Below are 26704 nucleotides of genomic sequence, written 5' to 3' on the forward strand. Positions count from 1 at the left end.
CCATGCTCTATTTGTTGTTCGCGCCGCTGGCTGAAGACCTGCAGCTGGCGAACCTGTTTCGCTACATAACCTTCCGGACGGGCGGCGCCCTGATGACGGCGATGCTGATCGCCTTTGTTTTCGGCAAGCCGATGATCAGCTGGCTGCGTCGCAAGCAGGGCAAGGGTCAACCGATCCGGGCCGAAGGCATCGAGCGCCATGTTGTCGAGAAGGCGGGGACGCCGACCATGGGTGGCTTCCTGATCCTGCTGGGCGTTATGGTCGGCACGTTGCTCTGGGCCGATCTGTCCAATCCCTATGTGTGGATTGTCATTTTCGTCACTGCCGGTTTCGGCGTGATCGGTTTCATCGATGACTATTTGAAGGTCACCAAGCAGACGACGGCCGGTTTCGGTGGACGTTTCAAACTGGTTGGCGAGTTCGCCATCGCGCTGGTCGCGGTGATCTGGGCGACACATACCGCTCGCGCGCTGGGTGTCGATCCTGGCGTGGAAACCTCCATCGCCGTGCCTTTCTTCAAGGACCTGATGATCAATATCGGGCCGCTTTTCCTGGTTTTCGGCTGTATCGTCATCGTCGGATCCGGCAACGCCGTGAACATGACTGACGGGCTGGACGGGCTGGCCATCGTGCCGGTGATGATCGCCGCCGCAACGTTCGGCGTGATCGCCTATGTCGTCGGCCGGGTCGACTTCGCGGAATATCTGCAGGTCCACTATACCGCCGGGGCGGGTGAAATCCTGATCTTCTGTGGCGCACTGATCGGGGCCGGCATCGGTTTCCTGTGGTGGAATGCACCGCCGGCCATGGTGTTCATGGGCGATACCGGTTCGCTGTCGCTCGGCGGCGCGCTGGGCACAATCGCGGTGGCCATTAAGCACGAGCTGGTTCTGGCCATCGTCGGTGGCCTTTTCGTCCTCGAACTGGTCTCCGTCATGGTGCAGGTGGCCAGCTTCAAACTGACCGGCAAGCGGGTCTTCCGCATGGCGCCGATCCACCACCATTTCGAGAAAAAGGGGTGGGCCGAACCGACCATTGTCATCCGTTTCTGGATTATTGCGGTCATACTTGCACTAATTGGACTCGCTACGCTGAAATTGCGCTAGGATAGGCCCTCATGATCCCGATCCACGCATATGAAGGCCGCCGTGTGGCTGTGTTCGGATTGGGGCGCACAGGCATAGCCACGGCAAAGGCCCTCGAGGCAGGCGGCGCAGCAGTTTCCTGCTGGGACGACGCCGAGCCGTCCCGCGCGCGTGCCGCCGCGGAAGGCCTGACGCTGGATGATCTCAACCGGCGTGACTGGGGCGACATTGCCGCGCTGGTCCTGTCGCCGGGCATCCCGCTGACTCATCCCAAGCCGCATCACATGGTTGAGCTGGCCCAGGCCGTCGGCGCCCCGATCATCAGCGACATCGAGCTGTTTGCTCACGCCCTGGCCGGCTTGCCCGAAAAGCGCCGACCCAAGGTGATCGGCATCACCGGCACCAATGGCAAATCGACCACGACGGCATTGATCGGACACATCCTGCGGGCCACCGGCCGCAATGTGGTGGTCGGCGGCAATATCGGCGACGCCATTCTGGCGCAAGCGCCGCCGCGTCCGGGCAGTTATTACGTCCTCGAGCTGTCCTCCTATCAACTCGATCTGACCCACTCGCTGGCCTGTGACGTTGCGATCCTGTTGAACGTGACGCCCGACCATATTGACCGGCATGGCGATTTTGACGGCTATTTCCGCGCCAAGAAGCGCCTGTTCGAGATGCAACAACCCGGCGGCATCGCCATCATCGGCATCGATGACAATCCGACCTCGGCCTATTTCTCGACCCTGCGCCGCCAGCGCCGCGAGGAAGAGGTCATTCCGATCTCGGCCGGTCGGGTGTTTGCACGCGGCGTCTACGCGCTCGGGGACCGGGTCTATGACGCGTTGGACTGTGCCTCCCATCCGGTTGTCGACCTGGCCGGTGTATTGACCCTGCCGGGGCGGCACAATGCCCAGAACGCTGCGGCGGCGCTGGCCGCGGTGCGCGCCTTGGGGGTTTCCGGCCGCGCGGCGGCCGAGGCGATCGCGAGCTTTGGGGGATTGCCGCACCGCCAGGAGCGCGTGGCGAGTCTGGCTGGCGTGACCTATATCAATGACTCAAAGGCCACCAATGCCGAGGCCGCCGTTCAGGCTCTGGGCTGTTATGACCGCATCCGCTGGATCGTCGGTGGCCGGGCCAAGGCGGGAGGGCTGGATGCCGCGAAGCCGCAATTTCACCGGGTCGCCAAGGCCTATCTGATCGGCGAGGCCGCTGACGGTTTCGCCCGTGAACTCGATGGTCATCTGCCGGTCGAGCAATGCGGGGACCTGGCTGGCGCCATCGCCGCCGCCACCCGCGACGCCCGGGAGTGCGCAGAGGCCGGGCAGGTCGTGCTGCTGTCGCCGGCAGCCGCCTCCTTTGACCAGTTCACCAGCTATGAGGCCCGTGGCGACGCCTTCCGCGCCCTGGTCAATGACCGCGTCGCGGCTGACCGCACACCGGAGGGTGTTGCGTGATACAGAGATTCTCGCGGGCACTGGGCATGTGGTGGCGCGGCATCGACCGGACGCTGCTGTTTGTTGTCCTGGCTCTGGTCGCAACCGGGCTTGTCCTGTCGATGGCGGCCAGCCCGGCCGCCGCCGAGCGTCTTGGCCTGGATGACCCGTTCTACTTCCTCTACCGGCAAAGCGTGTTCGCCGGTCTCAGCCTGTTGTCCCTTCTGGGCATTTCGGCCCTGTCTCCCAAGGGCGCACGCCGACTGGCCGTGATCGCCCTGATGGGGGCCTTCATCCTTATGGCGGCGACACTGTTCGTCGGCCATGAGGTCAAGGGCGCGACCCGCTGGCTGCGATTTGGCCCGTTCTCCTTGCAGCCCTCGGAATTCCTCAAGCCGGCCTTGCTGGTCACCGCGGCCTGGTTGTTTTCCGAGGAGAAGCGTGGCGCCCCGGTGCCCGGGCGGATCATCGCCTTCGGTCTGTTTGCGGTCGCCATTGCCCTCTTGATGCTGCAGCCCGATTTCGGCCAATCGGTGCTGCTGACCCTGTGTTTCGGCGGCATTTTCTTCGCCTCCGGCCTGTCCTGGATCTGGGTGGCGGTGCTGGGCGGCCTGGCGGCGACCGGGTCGACGCTGGCCTATGTCACCTTCCCGCATATTGCCTCACGGGTGGACCGTTTCCTCAATCCGGAGAGCGGCGACACCTATCAGATCGACCGCGCCACCGAGGCCATCTCGCGCGGCGGCATTGCCGGGGTCGGGCCGGGCGAGGGCGAGGTGAAGCATCTTCTGCCTGATGCCCACACCGATTTCATCTTCTCGGTCGCTGCCGAGGAGTTCGGCCTGATGGCTTCGCTGTCCATCATCGGCCTGTTTGCCATCCTCGTGACACGGGCCTGGATGCAGGTGATGCGACTGCAGGACGGTTTCGCGCAGTTGGCGGTTGCTGGACTTGCGCTGCAATTCGGACTGCAAAGCCTGGTCAATATCGCCGTAAACTTGAACCTCATTCCACCCAAGGGCATGACTTTGCCTTTCGTCTCCTATGGAGGTTCGTCCATGCTTGCCCTTGCGTTTGGCGCCGGCCTCCTGCTGGCCTTCACCCGTCGCCGTCCCGGCGCCTACACGCCGCGTTTCTCCGCATGACACCGCGCCGCTGTCTGATTGCGGCCGGGGGAACCGGCGGCCACATGTTTCCCGCGCGCGCCGCGGCCGAAGCGCTGATCGCGCGGGGCTGGCAGGTGCGTCTGGTCACCGATGCCCGCGGCCTGCGTCACGCGACCGACTTCCCGGCGGTCGCGGTAGACGAGATCCATGCCGCCAGCCCGTCGACGAAGAACCCGATCAAGCTGGCCCGGGCCGCCCTCGAACTGACCCAGGGCTTTGCCCAGGCGCGCTCGATTGTCGGCAAGTGGAAGCCGGACGTGATCGCCGGCTTTGGCGGCTATCCGGCCTTTCCGGCCCTGGCGGTCGCCCGCTCGATGGGCATTGCCTTCGCCATCCACGAACAAAACGCCGTGCTGGGCCGGGTCAATCGGGTTTTTGCTGACAGGGCCGGATTCGTCGCCTCCGGTTTCGAACGCCTCGACCGTCTGCCCGCCAAGGCGAAAAAGCGTCACATCCTGACCGGCAACCCGCTGCGCGCGCCGATCATCGCCGCGCGGGCTGCCGGCTACCTGGCCATCGAAGCCGACAGGCGGTTGAACATCCTCGTGCTCGGCGGGTCCCTGGGCGCGCGCATCCTGTCGGAAACCGTGCCGCAGGCGCTGGCAATGGTCCCGGAAAAGCTGCGATCCCGCCTTGATGTGGTCCAACAGACCCGCGAGGAATCCCTCCCCATGGCACGCGAAACCTACCAGGCTGCCGGCATCACGGCCCGCTGCGAACCCTTTTTCGAGGATGTCGGGTCGCTGTATGCCGCCAGCCATCTGGTGATCGGTCGCGCTGGTGCCTCGACCGTTTCCGAAGTCGCAGGCGTCGGGCGTCCGGCGATCTTCTGCCCGCTGGCGATCGCAGCTGACGACCACCAGTCTGCCAATGTCGACGGCCTCGTCCAGGCGGTCGCCTGTGATGTCGTCCATGAGGGCGAATTCACCGCGGAGAAGATCGCGGCCCTTGTCGAAACCCGTTTGTCCAACCCTGACGACCTCGCCAGCCGTGCCCAGTCGGCGCGTGCGCTGGGCCGCCCTGATGCCGCCGACGGGCTGGCGCGGGCGGTCGATGGCCTGGTCACCGGAGCGCTCGTATGAAGTTTACCGCCCTGCCGTTTGAAGTCGGCCCCGTCCATTTCGTCGGCATTGGCGGAATCGGCATGTCCGGCATCGCCGAGGTCATGCTCAATCTGGGCTACAAGGTGCAAGGCTCCGACATCAAGGCCAACCCGAATGTCGAGCGCCTGACCGGGCTGGGCGCGACCGTCGCCATCGGTCACACGGGCGACAATGTCGACGGGGCGGGTGCCATCGTCGTCTCCTCGGCCATCAAGCCGGACAACCCCGAACTGGTTGCAGCCCGCGCCGCCAAGATCCCGGTTGTCCGCCGGGCGGAAATGCTGGCCGAGCTGATGCGCCTGAAATTCGCCGTCGCGGTCGGTGGCACACACGGCAAGACGACGACAACCTCGCTGGTCGCGGTGCTGATGGATGCCGCCGGGGTCGATCCGACCGTGATCAATGGCGGCATCATTTCCGCCTATGGCTCGAACGCTAAGGTCGGGCTGGGTGACTGGATGGCAGTCGAGGCGGATGAGAGCGATGGCTCCTTCCTCAAGCTTCGTTCGACCGTGGCCATTGTCACCAATATCGACCCCGAGCACATGGAGCATTACGGCGATTTCGACACGCTGAGGCAGGCCTTCTTCCAGTTTGTCGAGAACCTGCCCTTTTACGGGTTCGCGGTCCTGTGCACCGATCATCCCGAGGTCCAGTCCCTGGCCAGCCGGGTCGAGGACCGCCGCGTCATCACCTATGGCCAGAACCCGCAGGCCGATGCCCGGCTGGAAAACCTCAAAATGGATCCGACCGGCGCGACCTTCGATGTCCGCTTCCGCCTGCGTGGTCAGGACGAGACCGTCTGGCGCGATATCTTTTTGCCGATGATGGGCGAGCACAATGTGCTCAATGCGGTCGCTGCTTTGGCGACGGCCCGCGAGCTCGGCCTGACCGAAACGGGTGCCCGGACGGCTCTGGGTCAATTCGGCGGGGTGAAGCGTCGCTTCACCCGCACCGGCGAATGGAAGGGCGCGGCGATCATCGATGATTACGGCCATCACCCGGTCGAGATTGCTGCCGTGCTGAAAGCCGCCCGTCAGGCCGCGACCGGCAAGGTGATCGCGGTCATGCAGCCACACCGCTACAGCCGCCTGCACGATCTGTTCGATGATTTTTCGACCTGTTTCAACGATGCTGACAGCGTGCTGGTGACCCCGGTCTATACCGCCGGCGAAGACCCGATCGAGGGCGCCGACCAGGCGCACCTTGTCGAGAGCCTCCGCTCGCACGGTCACCGCGATGCCGGCGCCACGACCCGGGATGCTGTGGCTTCCGACGTCGCCAAACGGGCCGGCGAGGGCGATGTCGTCGTCTGCCTCGGCGCCGGTGATATCACGCAATGGGCCTATGCCTTGCCGGGTGAGTTGGAGGCTTTGGGCCAGTGAGGCGAGCCAGCGACTCCGTCACCGTTCCCGATCCAGGAAACGCACTCACCTTGTCATCCCGGCCGAATGCCTCGCGAAAGCGAGGCGCAGAGCCGGGACCCATAGCTACGGACGACCGCCAACAACAGGCGCGATTTCGACGCCGCGACCATTTCGGAACGCACCGGGATTATAGGTCCCGGCTCTCCGCCCGGCTCAGGGCCGGGCATCCGGCCGGGATGACAATCGGGACTGGTTTTTGTTTGCGGGATCGCGTGGGCGGATGGAGCGCGGCATGAGTCTCCTCGCCCAACTCCCCTCTGTCCGCGGCAAGTATATCGAGGCTGCGCCGCTGAAGGGCCTGACCTGGCTTCGGGTTGGTGGGCCGGCGGATGTGCTTTACCTCCCGGCCGACGAGTCTGATCTGTGCCGCTTCCTGGCGGAGACGCCGGACGGGATTCCGGTGACCGTGCTGGGTGCCGGGTCGAACACGCTGGTGCGGGATGGCGGGGTGCCGGGTGTGGTGATCCGTCTGGCGGGAGCGTTCGCGAAGACCGAGGCACTGGACGGGCATCGCCTGCGCGCGGGAGCCGGAGCGCTCGACAAGATGGTCGCCAAGGCGGCGGCCAAGGCCGGGATTGGCGGGCTGGAATACCTGGTAGGTGTGCCCGGCACGATTGGCGGCGCGCTGCGGATGAATGCCGGCTGTTATGACCAGGAAACATCCGACGTGGTGGTCGAAGTCATTGCGCTGGACCGGATGGGACGCCGCATCATCGCCTCGCCGGAAGAGTTGGCCTATTCCTATCGCCATTGCTCGGCGCCGGAGGACTGGATTTTCACCGCGGCGGTGTTCCTGGGGCAGGCCGATGATCCGGACGCGATTACCGAGCGGATGACTGCGATCACGGCGCGGCGCGAGAGCACACAGCCGATCCGCGAGAAGACCTCCGGCTCGACTTTTGCCAATCCCGATCCGCCCGGCACGCCGAACCAGCGCAAGTCCTGGGAGCTGATCGACAGTGTCGGCGGGCGCGGCTACCGCGTTGGCGGGGCGCATTTTTCCGAGCAACATTGTAACTTCCTGATCAATGATGGCACGGCCAGCGCGGCTGACCTCGAGCAGGTCGGCGAGGACGTGCGGGCGCGGGTTCGCCAGCAACATGATATCGAGCTGCGCTGGGAAGTCCGGCGTATCGGCCGGGTCTCCGGCGACCAGAAACAAGAGGGGCAAGCGGGATGACCGATCCAGTCGCCGCGGCGATCGAACCGATCCGAGAGAAATTCGTACAGGCCTACACCCAGTGGCTGCCGGAGATGCAAAAGCATTTCCCCCAGGGTGTCAGCGAGCATCCGTTCGCGATCCAGCACGACAAGTCGCTGATCCGGAATCTCTACCGCATTGATTTCGCGACCCAGCTCCAGCCCAAGCCGGAATTCCGAGAATTCCGCTTGCAGGACATGCTGGCCTTCAAGTCCTGGGATGGCCCGGTCGAGGGCGTCCATCTGCACCTCCATCCCTTCCGCTGGGACGCACTGGTGGTCCAGCTGCAGGACGCGAAATGGGATGAAGCGGCGGTAACGCGCTGGTTTGATCGCTGGTTCGGGATGATGAAGGACACGCCAGTGGTGACGCCGGGCGTGCAGACCGGTGGCTTCATTCACGCCGCGTCATTGCAGGATGAGATGCTGCACGTCGACCTCGGGACGGCACCGATCGAGGCTTTGACCGAATTGCTGACGCTGGCGCGCAGTACCGGTGCCAGTGCGATCGCCCTGTCAGACCCGGTCGTCCGTCCGACCACCCCCAAAGGCGAAGTGTTGAACTAGCCGGTCCGCCCGCACCCACTGACGAGGCGGGACTTCAACCAGGATGAGCTCATGAGCAAGCGTGTTGCGGTACTTCTCGGTGGCCTGTCGCCGGAACGGGATGTGTCTTTGGTGTCGGGCGCGGCCTGTGCCAAGGGGTTGCGCGATGCCGGCTATGAGGTGGTCGAGATCGATGCCGGCCGTGAACTCTCGCAGCAGCTCGCCGATGCCGCGCCGGATATCGTGTTCAACGCATTGCATGGCGAGTGGGGCGAGGACGGGTTGGTCCAGGGGGTACTGGAACATTTCGGCAAGCCCTATACGCATTCCGGCGTGCTGGCCTCGGCCCTGGCGATGGACAAGCAAAAGGCCAAGGACGTGCTGCGTGCGGCGGGGATCCCTTGCCCCGAAGGCATTATCGCCAACCGGTTCGAGGCGGCCAAAGCGCACGTCATGAAGCCGCCCTATGTCGCCAAACCCAATGCGCAGGGCTCGTCTGTCGGTGTGCATATCGTGCTGGAAGGCGCCAATCGACCGCCCGCCGAGCTGGGCTCGACGGCCTGGGCTCTGGGCGACGAAATCCTGATCGAACGCTACATCCCGGGGCGCGAGCTGACTGTCGCGGTGATGGAGGACCGGGCGCTTTGTGTGACCGAAATCAAGCCGAACACGACCTTTTATGACTATGAAGCCAAGTACACCGCGGGCGGGTCGGATCATATTTTACCAGCGCCCATCACCGAAGCCGTCGCGGATCTGGCGAAGCAATTGGCCGTAAAGGCGCACCAGGCCTTGGGATGCCGCGGAATGACCCGGTCAGATTTCCGGTATGATTCGGCAGCCGATACACCACTATGGTTACTCGAAATTAACACCCAACCGGGCATGACTCCGACATCACTAGCGCCAGAACAGGCGCAGTATTGCGGGATCGCGTTTTCTGATCTCGTTGCATGGATGGCGGAGAATGCGTCGTGTCGAAGGTGAGGCGTGCCGGTTCGCGTAAAGCGGGCCGTCGCAAGACCAAACCCCAGTCCGCCGCGGTGTCCGCACCGCGGCGTTTGCGTAACTGGGTCGAGGCCCAGGTCCGGGGTGTCAGATATCGTATGGCGAATGCAGCCCGCTTCGGCGGACTGGTCGTGGCCGGCCTGACGGCTGTCACGGTGGGCGGACTTGCGCTTTTCGGACAGCTTGACGATGTCGTCGACTGGGCCGGCGACCGGGTGGAAAGCCAGTTGGCTGATGCCGGTTTTGCCGTTCGCGCGGTCGATGTCACCGGTGCACGCGGCGAGATGGCCCACGCCATCGTCGTGGCCTCCTTGATCACTGACGGCGAGTCCATCTTCTCCATTGATCCGGAGGTCGTGCGCAGCCGTGTTGAAGCCATGCCGATGATCCGCCGGGCGCGCGTCGCGCGCCTGTTGCCGGACCGCATCGCGATCGTCGTTGAAACCCGCGAGGCCTTTGCGCTCTGGCAGGTTGAAGGCGGATTGCATGTGATTGACAGGGACGGGGTTGTGATTGCCGACGCCGACGTCATGGCGCCGCCTGACCTGCCGCTCGTTGTGGCGGATGGCGCCAATGAGGCGGCGACCGAGATTGTTGATGCCCTGGGTCACTTCCCCGAAGTGGCCGGCCGGGTGGTCGGTGCCGTTCGGGTTGGTGACCGGCGCTGGAATTTGCGCCTGGAGAGCGGCGCCGATGTGAAATTGCCCGAGAGCGATGTGATGGCGTCGATTGCCATCCTCGCGCGCCTGCAGGCCGAGCGCGGCGTGCTGCGGCTGGCGGCCGAGAGTTTTGACCTACGCGGTGAGGGCGATCTGATCGTCCGGGCCCTGCCTGACCGGGCAGCGGCGGCCGGTATGCGGGAGCGTGAAGCGTGAGTGTGTTTGATCTGTTCCGGTCGCGTCAGCCCAGTGCTGTCGGCGGCGCCAAGGCCCAGGGCGTCTGTGCCGCCCTCGATGTCGGTTCCTCCAAGATCGCCTGTTTCATTGCCCGGACGGATCAGACCATCTCCGGCCCGCGCCCGCGTGTGATCGGGGTCGGTCATCAGTCGTCGCGCGGCGTGCGCGCCGGCGCCGTGGTGGATATGGACGCCGCCGCAGAAGCCATCCGCACGGCTGTCGAACAGGCCGAGCGCATGGCCGGGATTGCCGTCAACGCTGTCACGGTTACCCTGTCGGCCGGACAGCCGGCCTCGACGCGGATTGCCGCTGAAATCGATCTGCCGCAGCGGGAGATCACCGAGCGCGAGCCACGCCGCCTGCTGGATGGTGCGCTGGCCGAATTTGCCATCGAGGACCGCGTCGTCCTGCACGCCATACCCTTGTCCTGGTCGGTCGATGACCATCGCGGAATCAAGGATCCGCGCGGCATGTTCGGCAAGACGCTGGGCGTCGAAGTCCATGTCATCACGGCGGCGATTGGCCCGCTGCGCAATCTGTCGACCTGTATCGAGCGCTGCCATCTCGACCTCAAGGGCGTGGTCGCCACGCCTTACGCGTCCGGTCTGTCGGCCCTGGCTGATGATGAGGTCAAGCTGGGCGCGACCCTGATAGACATGGGTGCCGGTGCCACCACCGCGGCCGTGTTCGCGGAAGGTGCGCTGCTGCACATTGATGCGGTCCCGGTCGGTGGCTCTCATGTGACGTCCGACGTGGCGCGGGGGCTGTCGACGCCGCTGGCTGCCGCCGAACGTCTCAAGACCCTGTATGGTTCGGCGCTCGACAGCCCTGAAGATGACCAGCAGATGATCGAGGTTCCCTCGGTTTCCGGTGAGAATGGCGCGCTCTACGACAGTGCGCCGCGGTCGCTGCTCAATTCGATCATCCGGCCGCGGCTGGAAGAAACATTCGAGCTCATTCGCGACCGCCTCGACGCGGCCGGTGTCGGCCGGACGTCCGGTCGTCGCCTGGTATTGACCGGAGGTGGCGCACAGCTGCCCGGAGCGGCCGAGCTGGCGGCGAGGGTGTTCGGCAAACAGGTCCGTATTGCCAGCCCGTGCGGGGTCAGCGGTCTGGGCGATGCCGTGTCCGGTCCCGCCTTCAGTGCGGCCGCCGGAATTGTCCGCCGAGAAACGCGCGGTGCGGCCGAAGCCATTGCCGGTCCGCCGCGGATGAGCGGTCTGCCGATCATGCCCCGACGGGTGCAGGCCGAGGCGAATGCCGGTCGGGCTTCGTCAATGTGGCGCTGGTTTGCCGAGAGCTTCTGATCCCGCCCGCCGGGCACGGATTTTCATAATCAATTACCGCCGGTGTTAAAGACATGGCGGCGTGTGCGCCTTACTCCTCCGACCTTGAGTCGCAAGAAGAGCGCAATGTCTTTCAATCGAGTGATAATCCTGCCTGACCACGCCTGTGTCGAAGCCATCATCGATGGTTACGAGGACTGGGACAGCGCCACCGAAGTCATAGTCGAGATGTGCGAGCAGGTGGAAGCGCGTTCCTGGAAGCGGATCCTGATCGACTTCAGGCGTGTGAACTTGCGCGTCTCTCGCTCGGAAGCCCATGATATCGCGAACTTTTTCAACTCGTTCGTCAATTATGCGATGAATATTGCAGTCTGGCTTCCCGCCGGCGAGCGCGATGCTGAAGTGATCAATACCTTCGCGCGAAGAATGGACGAGCTGGGGCATGCCATGACTCCAATCCGCACGGTCGCTGACCGCGACGCGTGGCTTGTCGGGCCGCTTCCCAAAGCTGCAAACGCCTGACCCGAACGGGCCCGGTGCCGGCCCGCCACAGAAATTTGCCACCCGAAATGATCATGGGTTTAACCCCTGCTTAAGCGTCTTGGGGCGAAACTTCATGGTGAATCGTTGTTTAATTTCCAGTGCCGAGAACGGGTCTGTCATGACGCTCAACCTCTCAATTCCCGAAACGACCGAATTGCGCCCGCGTATTGTCGTCTTTGGTGTCGGGGGCGCCGGGGGGAATGCCGTCAACAACATGATCGAGGCCAAGCTCGAAGGTGTCGACTTTGTTGTCGCCAACACCGACGCGCAGGCCCTGCAACGCTCGCAGGCTGAAAAGCGCGTCCAGATGGGTGCGGCGATCACCGAAGGCCTGGGCGCGGGTGCGCGACCGGAAGTGGGTGAGCAATCGGCTGAAGACTCGATCGAGGAAATCCGCGAACATCTGGGCGGCGCCCACATGGTCTTCATTACCGCCGGCATGGGCGGCGGCACGGGAACCGGCGCCGCGCCGGTCGTGGCGCGCGCGGCCCGTGACATGGGCATTCTCACCGTCGGCGTGGTCACCAAGCCTTTCCACTTTGAAGGCTCGCGCCGCATGAAGCTGGCCGATGCCGGTATTGACCAGCTGCAGGATCATGTCGACACGCTGATCGTGATTCCGAACCAGAACCTGTTCCGTATCGCCACCGAGAAGACGACCTTTGCCGAGGCCTTCTCCATGGCCGACCAGGTGCTGCACTCGGGCGTGCGCGGCATCACCGACCTGATGGTCATGCCCGGCCTGATCAACCTCGATTTCGCCGACGTCCGCGCCGTGATGAACGAGATGGGCAAGGCGATGATGGGAACGGGCGAAGCCGGCGGCGAAAAGCGCGCCGTGGAAGCCGCCCAGGCCGCGATCTCCAATCCGCTGCTCGACGATGTCTCGATGAAGGGGGCCACCGGCGTCCTGATCAACATTACCGGCGGCTATGACATGACGCTTTATGAGGTTGACGAGGCGGCGAATGAAATTCGTGCCGAAGTCGATCCGGACGCCAATATCATTGTCGGCTCGACCTTTGACGAGACGATGGAAGGGTCGATGCGCGTTTCGGTCGTTGCGACCGGTATCGATGCCGAGATCATGATCCAGGCTGATCCGCGCGCCCGTCAGTCACGCGGCGCTGCGACTGCCCAGTCCAGCCCGAACGACGCCATCCTGCCGTGGAAACGGTCCAACTCCGACCGTCCCGGCCGCGTGGTCGGAGACCGCCCTGCCGTCGAACGTGTCGCTGACACGCGTGCGCCTGAACCGCGCATCGCCGAAACGCGACCTGATCTGGAGGCGCAGGACACGGCGCCGAGCGAATCCGACAGCAGCGACGAGTTCCAGGTTGAGCCGATGAAGCGCGCGGTCGGGGCTGAAGACCTGTCCGATGCCATCGGAACGAACTCGATCAGCGCGGACCGGGATCCCTATGTGACCGAAGTTCGCACGACCCAGACCGACATGCGGGCCGAGGCGCCTCAGGTGGTCCAGGACCAGGCCCGTCTGGCCCAGGAGGCAGAGCGCCTGAACGCGCGCTATGAAGAGCGTCGCGCGTCGACGCCAACTGCCGACAGCAAGGACGAGAAGCGTGGCTTCTCACTGTTCGGACGTCGCAAGAAACCCGCTGAACCGGCCCCGAAAGCAGCGCCGATCACCAAGACATCACCGGTCCAGGCCGCGCAGCGTCCGGCCACGGGCGACCTGTTCGGCGACAGTCTCGAAGAGGGCGATCTGGAAATTCCGGCTTTCCTGCGTCGTCAGGCCAACTGACCGCCTCAATGAGCAGGCCAAGGTCCTGATCTGACATGTGAAAGGGGCGGCCTGACCGGGTCGCCCCTTTTGCTGCAATCGCGTAACAAACCGCAACAATGGTTTAATTGAATGCTGACCCGCCCTGTCGTTCACTGCACAGGTAGACGGCTGGGTTGCCGTCAAGCGTTTGGGCGTAAACCGTAAGCAAGATGGCGCGTTATTGTGATTAACCGGCACACATTGGCGGCACCTGTTGTGTTCGCAGGCATCGGTCTCCACTCCGGCGAGCGGGTCCGCATGGTCCTGCAACCGGCCAGTGCGGGTGCGGGTATCGTGTTTGTGCGTTCGGACATCACCGATCGCGACAACCGGATCGCGGCGCGGGCCACCAATGTCAACGAAGTCCGCTTGGGAACAACCATTACCAATGAAGCCGGCGCGTCGGTCGCAACCATCGAGCACCTGATGGCCGCTCTGGCGGGACTGGGCGTTGATGATGCCGTGATCGAAGTCGAAGGCTCCGAAGTTCCGGTAATGGATGGATCGTCAGCGCCTTTCGTCAAGCTGATCCGCCAGGTGGGTCTCAAGTCCCACGCCATGCCACGCCGCGCGATCCAGGTCCTGCGTCCGGTCATGCTGGAAGACGACGAGCGCAGCGCCGGTTTCCTGCCGGCCCTCAAGCCGTCGATCGAGATCGAAATCAGCTTCGAACACGCCTCTGTCGGCCGACAGTCCTGCGCTTTTGAGATTGCTCCCGATATATTCAGCGACGATATCGCCTCGGCTCGCACCTTCGGGTTCCGCAAGGATTATGAAGCGCTGCTGGCAGCTGGTCTGGCGCGTGGCGGCTCCATGGACAACGCCGTCGTGCTCGATGATGACGGCATCGCCAATCCGGAAGGCTTGCGCTTCAAGGACGAGTTCGTCCGCCACAAGGCGCTCGACGCGCTGGGTGATATTGCCCTGGCTGGCGCTCCGATCATTGGCTGCTATCGCGCGGCCCGTCCGGGCCATGCCATCAACAATGCCGCTGTTCGCGCCCTGCTTGATGACCCGACGAGCTGGAAATGGGTCAGCATGCGCGACGTTGATGCCGGCGCCATGGCCATGGCCCGCTGATCCATCCCTGACTTCGTACCAAGCCGCTGCCCGGCCTGGCCCGGCTTGAGAGCACTTGTTTCCAGCACCCCGGACTCCACGAACAACTCGCTTGCGAACCGCTCCTTGAGCCGTTGCCGTCCTGTGTTTTGACGCCTGGGAAGCAGACCTTTCGCACTGTGCAGTGACAGCGGCCTTTTGCCCGAGGCAATCATCCGCTACAAACTTGTCGGAACGGGTGGCTCTTCGGCCGCCAGAGCTGTTGAGCCGTGCTTTCATGACCCTTACGTCGCGTTTTATTGTCCCGCTTGCCCTGTCCGCCCTCTTGGCATCCTGTGCCAGTGGGCCTGATAATTCAGTCGCTTATGTCGAGCGACCGGCCGAGACGATTTATGCGACTGCGTTCGAATCGCTGGACCGCCAGCAATACGCCCTCGCGGCGGCGCGTTTTGACGAAGTGGAACGCCAGCACCCCTATTCGGAGTGGGCCCGCCGGTCGATGCTCATGGCCGCCTATGCCAACTACGAATCCAACAATTACGAGGAAGCGATTTCCGACGCCCAGCGCTTCATTTCGCTGCACCCCGGCAATCGCAATGCGCCCTACGCCTACTACCTCATCGCGATCAGCCATTTCGAGCAGATCATGGATGTCGGCCGCGACCAGGCCGCGACCCAGCAGGCCTTGCTGGCGCTGGAGCAGGTTGTTCGTCGTTACCCGGACAGCCGCTACGCCACTGATGCGCGGTTGAAGATTGACATGACGCGCGACCACCTGGCCGGCAAGGAAATGAGCGTCGGCCGCTGGTATCTGCGTCGCGGCTATCATCTCGCTGCCATAAATCGCTTCCAGAACGTTTTGCGCGAATACGGCAACACCTCGCATGTGCCGGAAGCCCTGCATCGCCTGGTCGAGTCCTACGTGTCGCTGGGCATTGACGAGGAGGCCCGTCAGGTCGCCTCGGTTCTGGGCTACAACTTCCCGGGCAGCGAATGGTATGAGGCCAGCTATGACCTCCTCACGCGTGAGGGAATTTCGATCGGCGAAGCGATCGAACAGGCCGACCCGTCCTTCATGCGGCGGGCCATGCAGCGGCTGTTTGGCTGATCCGGCCCGGGGGTGCCTACGCACTGAATGCTGCTCTCCCTCTCCATTCGAAATGTGGTCCTGATCGACGCGCTTGAAGCGACGTTTGAAAGCGGACTGTGTGCGCTGACCGGTGAGACCGGAGCCGGCAAGTCCATCCTTCTGGGCGCTTTGGGACTGGCTGCCGGCGAGCGGGCCGATCGCGCCCAGGTGCGCAGCGGTGCCGACGAAGCCCAGGCTGTCGCCGCCTTTGACCTGCCGGCCGGCCATCCGGCCTGGGCCTTGCTGGACGAGGCCGGTCTGATGGTCGAACCGGGCGAACCGCTGATCCTGCGCCGCCGCCTTGGCGAGGACGGCCGCAGTCGGGCCCATATCAATGATCAGGCGGCCAGTGTCGGTCTTTTGCGCGGTCTGGGTGATGTGCTGGTTGAGGTTCACGGCCAGCATGATGGTCGCGGTCTCATGGACCCGAAAAGCCACCGCACCTATCTCGACACCTATGCCGGACATGATCGCGAGCTGGCGGCCTGCCGCACCGCCTGGCGCGAAGTCAGCGCGGCCCGCAAACAGCTCGACGCCCTGGTTGACGCCAACCAGGCCTCCGATGACGAGCAGGATTATCTCCGTCACGCCATAGAAGAGTTGGACCGGCTGGACCCGCGCCCGGGTGAGGAGGCCGAGCTCGCCGAGGAGCGCCAATTCCTCCAGGGTGCCGAACGCGCGATCGGGGACCTGCAGGACGCCCAGCAGGCTTTGGCCGGTGAAGGAGGCGGGCTGGAAGCGCGCCTCAATGCTGCCCTGCGCGGGCTGGAACGGGTCCGTGACCATATCGGATCCGGCGGCGGCGAAGCCGGTCCCGCGCTCGAGCGAGCCTCCACCGCGATCGATCGCGCCTTGATCGAATTTGCCGAGGCGGAAGACGCGCTCTCAGATGCGGCGAAGGCCTTCGACGTCGAGCCGGGACGCCTCAACGAGGTGGAAGAACGCTTGTTCGCCCTGCGTGGACTCGCCCGCAAGCATCATGTCGTTGCCGACGATCTGGCCGCTCTGCATGGCCGACTGACAGACCAGCTCGACGGGATTGAGAATGCATCGGACCGGATCGCCGAGGCCGAAAAAGCCGTGAAGGCAGCGCAGGCGCGCTATGATGATGCCGCCCATGCGTTGACGCGCAGCCGGGAGGCCGCCGGCAAGGACCTGACCAACGCCGTCGCCGCCGAGCTGCCACCTTTGAAGATGGACCGGGCCCGGTTCCGTGTTTCCATCACATCGGAAGATGGGCGTGCCGGCCCTGATGGTCGCGATCATGTTGTCTTTGAGGTCGCCACCAATCCCGGCTCGCCTTTCGGTGCGCTCGACAAGATCGCGTCCGGCGGAGAATTGTCCCGGTTTGGGCTGGCGTTGAAGGTCGCCCTGGCGGGTGATGATGACGGACTTGTTCTGGTCTTCGACGAGGTTGATCAGGGTGTTGGCGGGGCCGTGGCTGATGCGGTCGGTCGGCGGCTCAAGCGATTGGCGGCCAAGGGGCAGACGCTGGTGGTCACGCATTCGCCGCAGGTGGCAGCTCTCGCCGATCACCACTGGCAGATCGTCAAGACCGATGACGGTAAGGGTGGCATGCGCACGACCCTGGTCAAGCTGGAGGGTGCGGCGCGGCGCGAGGAAATCGCCCGCATGCTGTCCGGCGCTGACATAACTGACGCGGCGCGGGCCCAGGCCGATGCACTGATGGCCGTGGACGCCTAGACTGCCGCTCCCGAATTGATTCCGCAGGGCAGGACTGATGAGCGCACTCAAGGATGTCGACCAGCTGACCGAGGTTGAAGCGCGGGACGAACATGCCCGTCTGTCCCGTGAGATCGCCGGACATGACAAGGCTTACTACCAAGCCGACGCGCCGAGGATATCGGATGCGGCCTATGACGCCTTGCGCCGCAAACTCGAGGCGATTGAGGCCCGTTTCCCGCAGCTGGTCGATCTCCTCAGTCCCACACAGCGTGTCGGTGCGGCGCCATCCGGCAAGTTCGGCGAGATCCGGCATGCGGTCCCGATGCTGTCGCTGGGCAATGCGTTCAATGATGGCGATGTCGCTGATTTTGTTGGTCGGGTGCGGCGCTTTCTGGGGCTTGGCGAGGACGAGGCAATCGCGGTGACCGCCGAACCCAAGATCGACGGCTTGTCCGCCAGCCTGCGCTATGTTGGCGGACGGCTTGTTCATGGCGCCACCCGCGGCGACGGCCAGACCGGCGAGGACGTGACGCAGAACCTGCTCACCCTGGATGACGTCCCCGACACCCTGCCGCCGGGCGACTGGCCGGACGTGGTCGAGGTGCGCGGCGAGGTCTACATGTCGCACGCCGACTTTGCGGCCCTGAACGCACGACAGGCCGAGGCTGGCAAGGATGCCTACAAAAACCCCCGCAATGCCGCCGCCGGCTCATTGCGCCAGATAGACCCGAAGATGACCGCGCAGCGCCCATTGCGGTTCTTCGCTTATGCCTGGGGCGAAGTGTCCGAGCCCCTGTCGGACACCCAGATGGGGGCTGTGGCCCGGCTCGGTGACATGGGCTTTCCGGTTAATGAGTTGATGGCCTGTTGTGACAGCGTCGAGGCCCTGCTGGCGGTCTATCGCGATATCGAGGCGAAGCGGGCTGGCCTTGGCTATGACATTGACGGTGTCGTCTACAAGGTCGACCGGCTCGACTGGCAGGAGCGGCTGGGTTTCGTGGCCAGGGCCCCACGCTGGGCCATCGCCCACAAATTCCCGGCCGAGCAGGCAACAACCGTGCTGGAAGCCATCGACATCCAGGTCGGTCGGACGGGTGCCCTGACGCCGGTCGCGCGCCTGACCCCGGTCACGGTCGGTGGGGTGGTGGTCACCAATGCCACCCTGCACAACCAGGACGAGATCGAGCGCAAGGATATCCGAATCGGCGACACCGTGGTGATTCAGCGCGCTGGCGATGTCATTCCGCAGGTCGTCCGCGTGGTCGACCCGGAGAGGCCCGGTCGTGGCGCGCCCTTTGATTTTCCGACTGATTGTCCTGTCTGCGGCAGCCAGGCGCTGCGTGAGCATGACGCCAAGACCGGCAAGCTGGATGTGGTGCGGCGCTGTACCGGCGGCCTCATCTGTGGCGCCCAGCTCAAGGAGCGCCTCAAGCACTTCGTGTCGCGCAAGGCGTTCGATATCGAAGGGCTGGGCATCAAGCAGATCGAGGCCTTCCAGGAAGAGGGCCTGATCACCGAGCCGGCCCATATCTTCACCCTGAAGGCCCGCAATGAGGCGGGTGAAATCACGCCGCCACTGCAGCAGCGCGAGGGCTTCGGCGAGACCTCGGTCAACAATCTCTTCAGCTCGATCGAGGGTCGGCGGACCATAGCCCTGGCCCGTTTTCTCAACGCGCTCGGCATTCGCCATGTCGGTGAGAACACTTCGGCGCTGTTCGCTCGCACCTATGGCCGCTGGGCGGCGTTTCATGCCGCGGCGGCCAATCTCGCCGACGAGACGGTTCGCACCGAGATGCTGGGCATTGACGGCGTCGGCAATGCAGCGGTCGAAGCGCTGGAACAGTATTTCGCCGAACCCCATAATCGCGAGCTTCTGGATCGCCTTGTCGCCCAACTCACCATCGAGGACGCCGAGGCCATCGCCAATGACAGCCCGGTGGCCGGCAAAACCGTGGTATTCACTGGCGCGCTGGAACGCATGACCCGTGATGAGGCCAAGGCCAAGGCGCAAGCGCTCGGTGCCAAGGTGGCCGGGTCGGTGTCGGGCAAGACGGATTATCTGGTGGCAGGTCCGGGCGCGGGTTCGAAAGCCAAAAAGGCTGCAGAGCTGGGCGTCGAGACCCTGACCGAGGATGAGTGGTTTACGCTGATCGGGGCTTGAAGTGACCCGCCTCAGCGTGCTGCCGGAATGCCGTCGCTCGGGCCGGTGCCGAACCGGCGTGCGGTCTGCCACTCCACCAGCAGGTGCTGCAATGCGTCCACGGATGTTGGTTTGGGCAGTACGCCCTGGAACAGGCCGGGCGGCAGGATCCGGGCCCTTTGCGAGGCTTCCAACGCGGATACCGCGATGATCCAGGCGTCCCTGCCCGGTGCAAGCCGGCGGATGGTACCGGTGGCAGTTGCGCCGTCCATCCCGGGCATCTGTATGTCCATGAAAATCAGATCGAACTCGGTGTCGCTGACAGCCTGGATTGCCTCGCTGCCGGAGTTGGCGATTTCGATGGAGAGCGGGGTCCCGGCCAGGACCTGCTCAAGCAGGGCACGCAGGACGATGTGATTGGTGGCCACGTCATCCACGGACAACACCCTTACCCGCCGCGACGACGTGACCAGCGGCGCCGGGCGGGCCGAGGCGGCGATCTCCGATACGGCTGACGGCACAATTCGGCCGGCTGCCAAGGGCAGGTCGAGCGTGAAGCAACTGCCACCGCCGGGCGTCGAGGTAACGGCAAGCTCGCCACCCATCAGACGGGCCAGCTGGCGACTGATCGACAAACCCAGGCCCGTGCCGCCATAGCGCCGCGTGATCGACGCATCGGCTTGATGAAAGGCTTCGAAAATGGCGTCAAGCTTGTCCGCCGGAATGCCGCTGCCGGTGTCTCGCACCTCGATTTTCGTGTTCCAGGTCGCATCGGTCCCGTCGGCGGATTGGCTGACCTTCAGGGCGACATGACCGGTCTCTGTGAACTTGAGTGCGTTGGACACCAGATTGTTGAGGATCTGCCGGATCCGCAAGGGATCGCCCTGCAGGACGGGTTGCTGCAAGCCGCTGAGGTCGAGCGCCAGGTCGAGCCCCCGGCTCTCGGCCTCGGGCCGCCAGCTCGACGCGGTCTTTTCTGCCAGCTGGCCGAGGTCGAAATCGACGCGCTCGGCAACGACCTGTCCGGTTTCAATCTTCGACTGGTCGAGGATCTCGTTGAGCAGTTCCAGAAGTGTGGAGCCGGAATCCCGGATCAGGTCGAGGCGTTCGGCTTGGTCCGATGGCAGTCCGCCGACCCGGTGCATCACATCCGCCATGCCCAACATGCCATTGAGCGGGGTCCGCACCTCATGGCCGACATTGGCGAGGAATTCGCTTTTCGCGCGCTGTGCGGCCTGGCTGGACGACAGGGCTGCGGCCTGGTCGGCATTGGCGTGCCGCAATTGTGACTCGGCGAGGTTCTGGACGGACCGGAAAACCGCAGCGAGAGAAATCAGCCAGATGCAGGAGAGCATCAGGGCGACACTGAGGGTCACCATCGGGTATTCGGGCGGGGCCTCCGAGATGCTGGCCATCGCAAAAACGCCGGCAAAGGCAGCACCGACTGCGGGTAGTGCGGCATACAGGCTGCGCGGACCCCAAAATTGGTAGAAGCCGAGCAGGATGCAGGGCAGATAGGCGAAAGCCGGCGGGACGCTGCCTCGATTGCCGTAGATGGCCCCCGCATAGACGAGTATCGTGCAAACAGCGACGAAGCTCATGGTGATCGACGGACGTCGAAGCCAGATGCCGGCGAGCCCGCTGGCAGCGATGGTGGCCGCGCCGCCGACGCCCAGCAGCGCCATGCCTCGGCGGGCCTGGTCCGACAGCACCAGAAGTGTTGCATTGGCCAGTGCAACAAGTGTGAGCATGGCCGCAAACACCAGGGCGACCCGCGCGCGCATGGTCTGCGTCAGATCGTCGGATCCGTCGCAGCCGATCAGCTTGTCGATGGGTGTCCAGATGCTCAGCGGCCCAGCTCCCGTGCAACCGGCAGCCTAGGCATGGCAGGGTTAAGGAAAGTTCCTACTCGACGCGCCGGTAGACACCGTCGATCGGCAAATTCTCGCCCATGGCATCGACATAGCTGAGCATGACGCCAACCAGCCGGTCCCAGTCATCGACCCGGCAATATCCGCGTTCTTCTTCGTGTTCGGTCACGTCATAGCGGTCGAGAATCGCGGCCTCGACATTCTGGCATTCCGGCGCGTGATAGGTGGCGACCCCGCCGGGGAAGACACGGATCAGGCCATAGCTCCAATTGTCCTCGTCGCGTCGCATGGCGATGTAGAGTCCGTCCGCGATTTCCTTCAGGCGTGCACCGTCATGGGGAAAGCCGTCATCGTCGGAGACATAGCGCCCCCAGCTGCGTTCGATCTCGCCGGTCCAGGCCGGGCGGTCGAAAGGGGTCACGCCGTCGGCCAGATAGGGCGTGTGGCTGTAGAGGCCTTCCTCGAGCGGCCAGTCGGCCTGACCGCGCGAGATCAGGGCATCCTCGGAATAGAAGCAGCCGCCCAGAAGGGCGGCTGCCATCGCGATGATCGCGGCTGTGCGCACTAGGGCGTGGCTCCCGCTATCGGCTCGGTGGCCTTGATCAGCCAGTCGGCGACATCACCGTCCACCAGCGGCAGGACCTTGGTCCGCACCATGGCGTGATAGCTGTCCAGCCAGGCAATCTCTTCGGCGGTCAGAAGGTGGGTGTCGATCAATCCCTTGTGGATCGGCGCGACGGTGACCGTCTCGAAGCCCAGCATCGGACGTTCGCCGCCGGGAATTTCGGCCGCCTCGGTGACAACCTGCAGGTTCTCGATCCGGATGCCGAACCCGTCTTCCTTGTAGTAGCCCGGCTCGTTGGACAGGATCATGCCCGGCTCCAGCGGCACCGCATTGGGGGCCTTGGAAATGCGTTGCGGACCCTCGTGCACACCCAGGAAACTGCCGACGCCATGACCGGTCCCGTGATCATAGTCAAAGCCGGCCTGCCACAGCGGGAAGCGGGCCAGAATGTCCAGCTGCGTGCCCGTCGTTCCCTTGGGAAAACGCACCATCGACAGGGCGATATGGCCCTTGAGGACGCGGGTATATTGCGCCTTCATCTCGGCCGTCGGATCACCGATCGGCACCGTGCGGGTGATGTCGGTCGTGCCGTCCGGATACTGGCCACCACTGTCGACCAGGAAGAGCGAGCCCTTGGCCAGTTTGAGGTTGGAGGCTTCGGAGACGCGATAGTGGGCGAAGGCTGCATTGCCCTGGGCGCCCGAGATCGTGTCGAAGGACAGGTCGCGCAGTTCCGGCAATTCCTTGCGCAGGCTTTCCAGCTTCTGCGCCGCCTGGATCTCGTCGACCTCGCCGGACTGGGCTTCGGTGTCGAGCCAGTGCAGGAAGCGGGCAATGGCGCCGCCATCGCGGATATGCGCCTGACGCGAGCCTTCCACTTCGGCCGGGTTCTTGGCGGCCTTGGGACGCATCACCGGGTCTTCCAGCGACTGCACCTTCGCACCGCCGGACTTGAGCGTCTCGAACACCCAGGCCGAGGCCGTGGTCGGGTCAACGCGGACGGTCTTGCCGTCCAGCTCGGCGAGAGCCGGGCCGAATTCGCTCTCCGGCCGCACCGCGATCTCATTGCCGAGATGGGAGCGGGTTTCGTCGGTCAGCTTGTCCGGGTCGACGAAGAAAGTCGCGGTGCCGTCCTTGTGGATCAGCGCGGCAGACAACGGCAGCGGCGAGCGCGAGACGTCACCGCCGCGCACATTGAACAACCAGGCAATCGAGGGCGGCGCGGTGATCACGGCGGCGTCGGCACCGCCACGCTCGATGGCAACACCAATGCGCTGGCGCTTGGAGCTGTGCTCCTCGCCGGAAAATTCGATGGGATGGGGGATGATGTCGGCCTTCGGCGCCGCCGGACGGTCGGTCCAGGCAACATCGATCGGGTTTTGCGCGACCGAAACCAGCTCGACGCCTGCGCGCATGGCGGCGGTCTGCAGCAAGTCGAGCGCGGCCGGGCTGTGCAGACGGGCGTCATAGCCGATCTTCTCGCCCTTGTGCGCATTCTCCTCGATCCAGCCGTAAAGGCCCTGGCCGACCAGATCGCACTGGTCGAACAGCGTGGTGTCAGTCTGCTGGCGGCCCTGCGCGGTATAGCGGCCATCGACCAGCAGCGCGGCGCGGTCGGCCATGACGATGGCGGCGCCGGCAGAGCCGGAAAAGCCGGTCGCCCACAGAAGCCGCTCATTGCAGTCCGGCAGGTATTCATTGTCATACTCATCCTCGTGCGGGATGAGAAAACCGTCCAGGCCAAGCGTTTTCAGCGCGGCGCGCAGCTTGGGCAGGTTCTCGCGGCCATAATGCGGGCCGCCCTTAACGTCGAAAGTCTGGGAAATCATCTGGGTCATGGCGGCAAGGTATGCCCGTCGCAGGACCGGTTCAATGGCTGTCTCAGCCGGGTCTGCAGGCCTGCGTCCCCGCTGGTCACTCGGGCCATGCATTTGCGCAGGCCGGGCTTGCTGAACCGCCTGTTCGCAGGTCCGGCATTCCATGGCTAAAGCGCGGGGAAATCACAGGAGTTTCCCATGCTGTACGGGATTGATGACTGGCGCTCGATGAACGCCAACGACATGCTCAACCGCTCGATGGACCGCAACCGGTCCCGCGCCGGCGTGCGCACCCTGCCGCGCACCAACGACGTCAACGCCTTCCTCGCCGCCTTCGGCGTCAAGGGCAAGCGCGCCTGATCATGCCGGCCGACCGGCCAGGTGCTCACGCAGGCGGGCGACCTCCCGGCGACTGACCGGAACCTGGTGGCCGCCTGTCAGGACCAGCTGGTAGCGACTGCCCACTGCGCTGGTCAGCGCTTCAACATGGTCCAGATTGACCGCGTGCGAGCGGTGATTGCGGACGAAACCGTCCGGCAATTGCGCGAGCAGCGTGCTCAGATTGCGATTGTCCAGATGGGTCGCCCCGCTGCGGGTGTGGACCTCGGTGTAATTGCCCGCTGCGACGAGATGGACAATGTCGCTGCAGGCCAGCCGGGTCAGCCGCCCGGTAGACTGCAGCGCCAGTGTTTTGGGTGTCGCCGCCGGTTCCGGCTGAAGCAGAGACGGCCAGCGAGTGGCGGGCAGGGCCAGCAAGCCCAGAGCAAGCGCGTAGACGCCGCGGTCGATCAGGTCCCCGGGCAGCAAGAGCGCATAGAGCGGTATGACCATCACCCCGGCAGCCAGTATCCGGGCCTTGGCGTCGCCACGCCAAGCCATCCAGATGGCGGCTGATCCAGTCAGGCAGGCCGTCACCGCCGCCGACCTGGCATCATAGCCGGCCATCGACGCAAAGCCGACCAGGGCGATGAGGCCGGTGACGCCGATCCACACCGGACTGATCCGGCCAGACGCTGGCCAGCGCTGTTGCGCAAAGCGCAGAAAGGCGGCCCCGAAAACCGCCAGGCCGATCAGGCTGAGCGCCTGACGGGGCTGATGCCAGTCGTAGGGATAATTGATCATCGCCCGGGAAATTTCCGCCAGCCCGGTCAGGGCCAGTCCGGCCAGGGCAACGGCCAGCCAGTTACCGAGACCATCGCCGATACGTCGGGCCCGCAGCGCAAAGGCCAGCCCCAGCGCCACCAGGCCGGCTCCCAGAACGGTCAATGGCAGGTAGTAGCGGACCGGCCGACGTGGTTCGGCACTGTAGGGCATCAGGAAGAGTGACTGCACCAGGCTATAGGGTGTGTAACCGGCCCGGTGGCTGGACAGGCGCATGACAAGCCGGTTGCCATCCGGCCGGATCAACCGCTCCGGTACGGCGAACAGGCTGTCGATCGAGCCCGCGACCTCATCGGCCGCATTCGTCCCCGGCCGGCCTTTCTCGCCGATCAGCGCGCCGTTGAACCAAAGCGTGGCGGAGAACGGGCCGGATGTGCTGATCGCGGGCGGCGGTCCATCGCGTGCGATCGGGACATCATCCCAGACCAGCCACCCCGCGGTGGCGGGACGTTTGATGCTGCGATAAGGCAGCCGCGCCCCGGCGGCCGGGTCGGCCAGCGTCGCGTCCAGACCGATATCCGCATCGACGTAACGCACGGTCTGCGGCATGCGCGCATCGATCCATGGCTGCGGCGCAGTCAGAAGGACGACCAGAGCCAGCAGCATCAGCCCGACACTTTCCAGACCGGGACGCCGGTCCGTTATCGCCTTGAGCCATCCAGCCATCATGTGAGCCATTCATCCTTTTGCGATGGTCGGGTCGCTGCCGTCACGGCATGACCGCCCAGTGCCGGGGGGCAAGTCAACAACAGGAACACACATTTCGATGATTGGAAGTCTTTTGACGGCAAGCGCCGGAGTCGCAAGTCTCTGGCTCGGTATGGCCGGGCAGGTCGCAGCGCCGCCGCTCGCAGAACAGTCGCAGGCGGCCTTTGACCCGGTGGCCCGGACCTATCCGGCGCTGAACGCCACGGTGATGGTGGGTGGCGAAATTGTCTGGGAAGCTGAAGGGGGTTGGCAGCGCGACGCCGCTGATGGTGCCGGTCGCGCCTATAATGTTTATTCGGTGGCCAAGATGTTGACCGCGCTGGCCTATGTCCGTCTCGAGCAGAGTGCGGGCCTCGATCTCGACACGCCGGTCCGACAGATCGACCCGGGACTGCCAGAGCATTATGACGCTGTCACGCTTCGCTCCCTGCTCGAACACCGGGCGGGCGTGCGCCACTACACCTCGCGGGCGGACTGGATGAGCTTCTCGGATCGTCGCTGCGAAACCCCGGCCGACGCGCTGGATCATTTCATCGACTCGCCGCTTTCGCCGCCTGAAGGCGATGAGATAGCTTACTCGACCTATGGCTATGTCCTGCTGAGCCACCTGTTGGTGCAGCTGACCGGGACCGACAGTTTTGATGCGGCCATGCGTGATGCACTGGGTGACACCTATCTTGCCCGTCGTGACTCAGATGATGCCGAGAAGGCCACCAACTGGGTCGATCTGGGAGAAGGCCCGCAGATCATCGACGGGCTGTCGGCCGAGTGCAAATTCGGTGCGGGTGGTCTGCTGGCCAGCTCGCGGGAACTGGCCGAAATGGGGCATGCCCTTGCGGCTGGCGAGTTGGTCGATCTCGGTGGCTGGACAGAGCTGCCGGGGCCCTGGGCTGGCTATGCCCCCGAGGCGGACTTGCACTATGCGGCCCACTCCGGCGGCTCGCCGGGCGGTCGGTCTTTCATGTTGATCTACGTCGAACCGCAAGTTTCGGTGGCGCTGGTCGGCAATGCTGACAGCGAGAACCTGCAGGCGATCGCGATAGAGCTGGCTGACCTGTTTGCCGGCCTGGCGCCGGCAGCCGAGTAGCA

The 26704-nt window shown here is 64.5% G+C and carries 22 protein-coding genes; 18 read left to right on the forward strand and 4 right to left on the reverse strand.

The annotated features are described in order from the left end of the window. Positions 1–2 precede the first annotated feature (2 nt). From mraY to ligA, 16 genes are all read left to right on the forward strand, one after another. Complete coding sequence (gene mraY / locus VOI18_RS10110; protein ID WP_323762284.1) at positions 3–1106, forward strand: phospho-N-acetylmuramoyl-pentapeptide-transferase; 1104 nt, start codon at positions 3–5, stop codon at positions 1104–1106. Positions 1107–1117: 11 nt separating this feature from the next. After that, complete coding sequence (gene murD, locus VOI18_RS10115) at positions 1118–2542, forward strand: UDP-N-acetylmuramoyl-L-alanine--D-glutamate ligase (RefSeq protein WP_323762285.1); 1425 nt, start codon at positions 1118–1120, stop codon at positions 2540–2542. Between the two features lie 26 nt (positions 2543–2568). Further along, positions 2569–3666 carry a putative lipid II flippase FtsW gene (gene ftsW / locus VOI18_RS10120; RefSeq protein WP_416374875.1) on the forward strand — a complete coding sequence of 366 codons (1098 nt, stop codon included), beginning with the start codon at positions 2569–2571 and terminating at the stop codon, positions 3664–3666. Next, a complete protein-coding gene (gene murG / locus VOI18_RS10125) occupies positions 3663–4769 on the forward strand; it encodes an undecaprenyldiphospho-muramoylpentapeptide beta-N-acetylglucosaminyltransferase (protein ID WP_323762287.1) in 1107 nt (368 codons plus the stop codon). The genes ftsW and murG overlap by 4 nt, the downstream gene beginning before the upstream one ends. Next, positions 4766–6175, forward strand: a complete 1410-nt coding sequence (murC, locus tag VOI18_RS10130; protein ID WP_323762288.1) for a UDP-N-acetylmuramate--L-alanine ligase — start codon at positions 4766–4768, stop codon at positions 6173–6175. The genes murG and murC overlap by 4 nt, the downstream gene beginning before the upstream one ends. 274 nt (positions 6176–6449) lie before the next feature. Beyond that, entirely contained in the window at positions 6450–7397 is a 948-nt protein-coding gene (gene murB / locus VOI18_RS10135; RefSeq protein WP_323762289.1) for a UDP-N-acetylmuramate dehydrogenase, read from the forward strand. Beyond that, positions 7394–7984 (forward strand): hypothetical protein, encoded by a 591-nt coding sequence (locus tag VOI18_RS10140; RefSeq protein WP_323762290.1) that lies wholly within the window; start codon positions 7394–7396, stop codon positions 7982–7984. The genes murB and VOI18_RS10140 overlap by 4 nt, the downstream gene beginning before the upstream one ends. Positions 7985–8002: 18 nt before the next feature. Further along, positions 8003–8950 carry a D-alanine--D-alanine ligase gene (locus VOI18_RS10145; RefSeq protein ID WP_416374876.1) on the forward strand — a complete coding sequence of 316 codons (948 nt, stop codon included), beginning with the start codon at positions 8003–8005 and terminating at the stop codon, positions 8948–8950. Positions 8951–9069: 119 nt separating this feature from the next. Next, entirely contained in the window at positions 9070–9846 is a 777-nt protein-coding gene (locus VOI18_RS10150; protein ID WP_323762292.1) for a cell division protein FtsQ/DivIB, read from the forward strand. Continuing rightward, complete coding sequence (gene ftsA / locus VOI18_RS10155) at positions 9843–11174, forward strand: cell division protein FtsA (protein WP_323762293.1); 1332 nt, start codon at positions 9843–9845, stop codon at positions 11172–11174. The genes VOI18_RS10150 and ftsA overlap by 4 nt, the downstream gene beginning before the upstream one ends. A 105-nt stretch (positions 11175–11279) precedes the next feature. Beyond that, on the forward strand, positions 11280–11675 hold the full coding sequence (locus VOI18_RS10160) for a hypothetical protein (RefSeq protein WP_323762294.1): 396 nt from the start codon (positions 11280–11282) through the stop codon (positions 11673–11675). Positions 11676–11814: 139 nt separating this feature from the next. Further along, positions 11815–13458 (forward strand): cell division protein FtsZ, encoded by a 1644-nt coding sequence (gene ftsZ, locus VOI18_RS10165; RefSeq protein ID WP_323762295.1) that lies wholly within the window; start codon positions 11815–11817, stop codon positions 13456–13458. Between the two features lie 204 nt (positions 13459–13662). Further along, positions 13663–14559: a UDP-3-O-acyl-N-acetylglucosamine deacetylase gene (gene lpxC, locus VOI18_RS10170; RefSeq protein ID WP_323762296.1), complete on the forward strand. Its 897-nt coding sequence runs from the start codon at positions 13663–13665 to the stop codon at positions 14557–14559. 256 nt (positions 14560–14815) lie between these two features. Next, entirely contained in the window at positions 14816–15646 is an 831-nt protein-coding gene (locus tag VOI18_RS10175) for an outer membrane protein assembly factor BamD (RefSeq protein WP_323762297.1), read from the forward strand. 27 nt (positions 15647–15673) lie between these two features. Then, positions 15674–17371: a DNA repair protein RecN gene (gene recN, locus VOI18_RS10180; protein ID WP_323762298.1), complete on the forward strand. Its 1698-nt coding sequence runs from the start codon at positions 15674–15676 to the stop codon at positions 17369–17371. 37 nt (positions 17372–17408) lie between these two features. Beyond that, on the forward strand, positions 17409–19514 hold the full coding sequence (ligA, locus tag VOI18_RS10185; protein ID WP_323762299.1) for an NAD-dependent DNA ligase LigA: 2106 nt from the start codon (positions 17409–17411) through the stop codon (positions 19512–19514). 11 nt (positions 19515–19525) lie between these two features. Here the strand turns inward: ligA and VOI18_RS10190 are convergent, their stop codons facing one another. From VOI18_RS10190 to VOI18_RS10200, 3 genes are all read right to left on the reverse strand, one after another. Beyond that, positions 19526–21277, reverse strand: coding sequence for an ATP-binding protein (locus VOI18_RS10190; protein WP_323762300.1), 1752 nt, complete (start codon positions 21275–21277; stop codon positions 19526–19528). A 121-nt stretch (positions 21278–21398) separates the two neighbouring features. Further along, complete coding sequence (locus VOI18_RS10195) at positions 21399–21929, reverse strand: hypothetical protein (protein ID WP_323762301.1); 531 nt, start codon at positions 21927–21929, stop codon at positions 21399–21401. Then, positions 21929–23767, reverse strand: a complete 1839-nt coding sequence (locus VOI18_RS10200; RefSeq protein ID WP_323762302.1) for an aminopeptidase P family protein — start codon at positions 23765–23767, stop codon at positions 21929–21931. Before VOI18_RS10200 ends, VOI18_RS10195 begins: the two co-directional genes overlap by 1 nt. Before the next feature lie 177 nt (positions 23768–23944). Here VOI18_RS10200 and VOI18_RS10205 point away from each other — a divergent pair, with 177 nt between their 5' ends. Further along, positions 23945–24106: a hypothetical protein gene (locus tag VOI18_RS10205; RefSeq protein WP_323762303.1), complete on the forward strand. Its 162-nt coding sequence runs from the start codon at positions 23945–23947 to the stop codon at positions 24104–24106. Here VOI18_RS10205 and VOI18_RS10210 read toward each other — a convergent pair whose 3' ends face one another. Then, a complete protein-coding gene (locus VOI18_RS10210) occupies positions 24107–25576 on the reverse strand; it encodes a LytTR family DNA-binding domain-containing protein (protein WP_323762304.1) in 1470 nt (489 codons plus the stop codon). 97 nt (positions 25577–25673) lie between these two features. Here VOI18_RS10210 and VOI18_RS10215 point away from each other — a divergent pair, with 97 nt between their 5' ends. After that, positions 25674–26702 carry a serine hydrolase domain-containing protein gene (locus VOI18_RS10215; protein WP_323762305.1) on the forward strand — a complete coding sequence of 343 codons (1029 nt, stop codon included), beginning with the start codon at positions 25674–25676 and terminating at the stop codon, positions 26700–26702. Positions 26703–26704: the final 2 nt, after the last annotated feature.

This window comes from Maricaulis sp., assembly GCF_034670125.1.
Lineage (GTDB): Bacteria > Pseudomonadota > Alphaproteobacteria > Caulobacterales > Maricaulaceae > Maricaulis.

What these genes read in the sequence shown, in the direction of transcription:
- mraY (WP_323762284.1), top strand. Translation starts at nt 3, where the DNA reads ATGCTCTATTTGTTGTTCGCGCCGCTGGCTGAAGACCTGCAGCTGGCG.
- murD (WP_323762285.1), top strand. Translation starts at nt 1,118, where the DNA reads ATGATCCCGATCCACGCATATGAAGGCCGCCGTGTGGCTGTGTTCGGA.
- ftsW (WP_416374875.1), top strand. Translation starts at nt 2,569, where the DNA reads ATGTGGTGGCGCGGCATCGACCGGACGCTGCTGTTTGTTGTCCTGGCT.
- murG (WP_323762287.1), top strand. Translation starts at nt 3,663, where the DNA reads ATGACACCGCGCCGCTGTCTGATTGCGGCCGGGGGAACCGGCGGCCAC.
- murC (WP_323762288.1), top strand. Translation starts at nt 4,766, where the DNA reads ATGAAGTTTACCGCCCTGCCGTTTGAAGTCGGCCCCGTCCATTTCGTC.
- murB (WP_323762289.1), top strand. Translation starts at nt 6,450, where the DNA reads ATGAGTCTCCTCGCCCAACTCCCCTCTGTCCGCGGCAAGTATATCGAG.
- VOI18_RS10140 (WP_323762290.1), top strand. Translation starts at nt 7,394, where the DNA reads ATGACCGATCCAGTCGCCGCGGCGATCGAACCGATCCGAGAGAAATTC.
- VOI18_RS10150 (WP_323762292.1), top strand. Translation starts at nt 9,070, where the DNA reads ATGGCGAATGCAGCCCGCTTCGGCGGACTGGTCGTGGCCGGCCTGACG.
- VOI18_RS10160 (WP_323762294.1), top strand. Translation starts at nt 11,280, where the DNA reads ATGTCTTTCAATCGAGTGATAATCCTGCCTGACCACGCCTGTGTCGAA.
- ftsZ (WP_323762295.1), top strand. Translation starts at nt 11,815, where the DNA reads ATGACGCTCAACCTCTCAATTCCCGAAACGACCGAATTGCGCCCGCGT.
- VOI18_RS10175 (WP_323762297.1), top strand. Translation starts at nt 14,816, where the DNA reads ATGACCCTTACGTCGCGTTTTATTGTCCCGCTTGCCCTGTCCGCCCTC.
- recN (WP_323762298.1), top strand. Translation starts at nt 15,674, where the DNA reads ATGCTGCTCTCCCTCTCCATTCGAAATGTGGTCCTGATCGACGCGCTT.
- ligA (WP_323762299.1), top strand. Translation starts at nt 17,409, where the DNA reads ATGAGCGCACTCAAGGATGTCGACCAGCTGACCGAGGTTGAAGCGCGG.
- VOI18_RS10190 (WP_323762300.1), bottom strand. Translation starts at nt 21,277, where the DNA reads ATGCGCGCGCGGGTCGCCCTGGTGTTTGCGGCCATGCTCACACTTGTT.
- VOI18_RS10200 (WP_323762302.1), bottom strand. Translation starts at nt 23,767, where the DNA reads ATGACCCAGATGATTTCCCAGACTTTCGACGTTAAGGGCGGCCCGCAT.
- VOI18_RS10205 (WP_323762303.1), top strand. Translation starts at nt 23,945, where the DNA reads ATGCTGTACGGGATTGATGACTGGCGCTCGATGAACGCCAACGACATG.
- VOI18_RS10210 (WP_323762304.1), bottom strand. Translation starts at nt 25,576, where the DNA reads ATGATGGCTGGATGGCTCAAGGCGATAACGGACCGGCGTCCCGGTCTG.
- VOI18_RS10215 (WP_323762305.1), top strand. Translation starts at nt 25,674, where the DNA reads ATGATTGGAAGTCTTTTGACGGCAAGCGCCGGAGTCGCAAGTCTCTGG.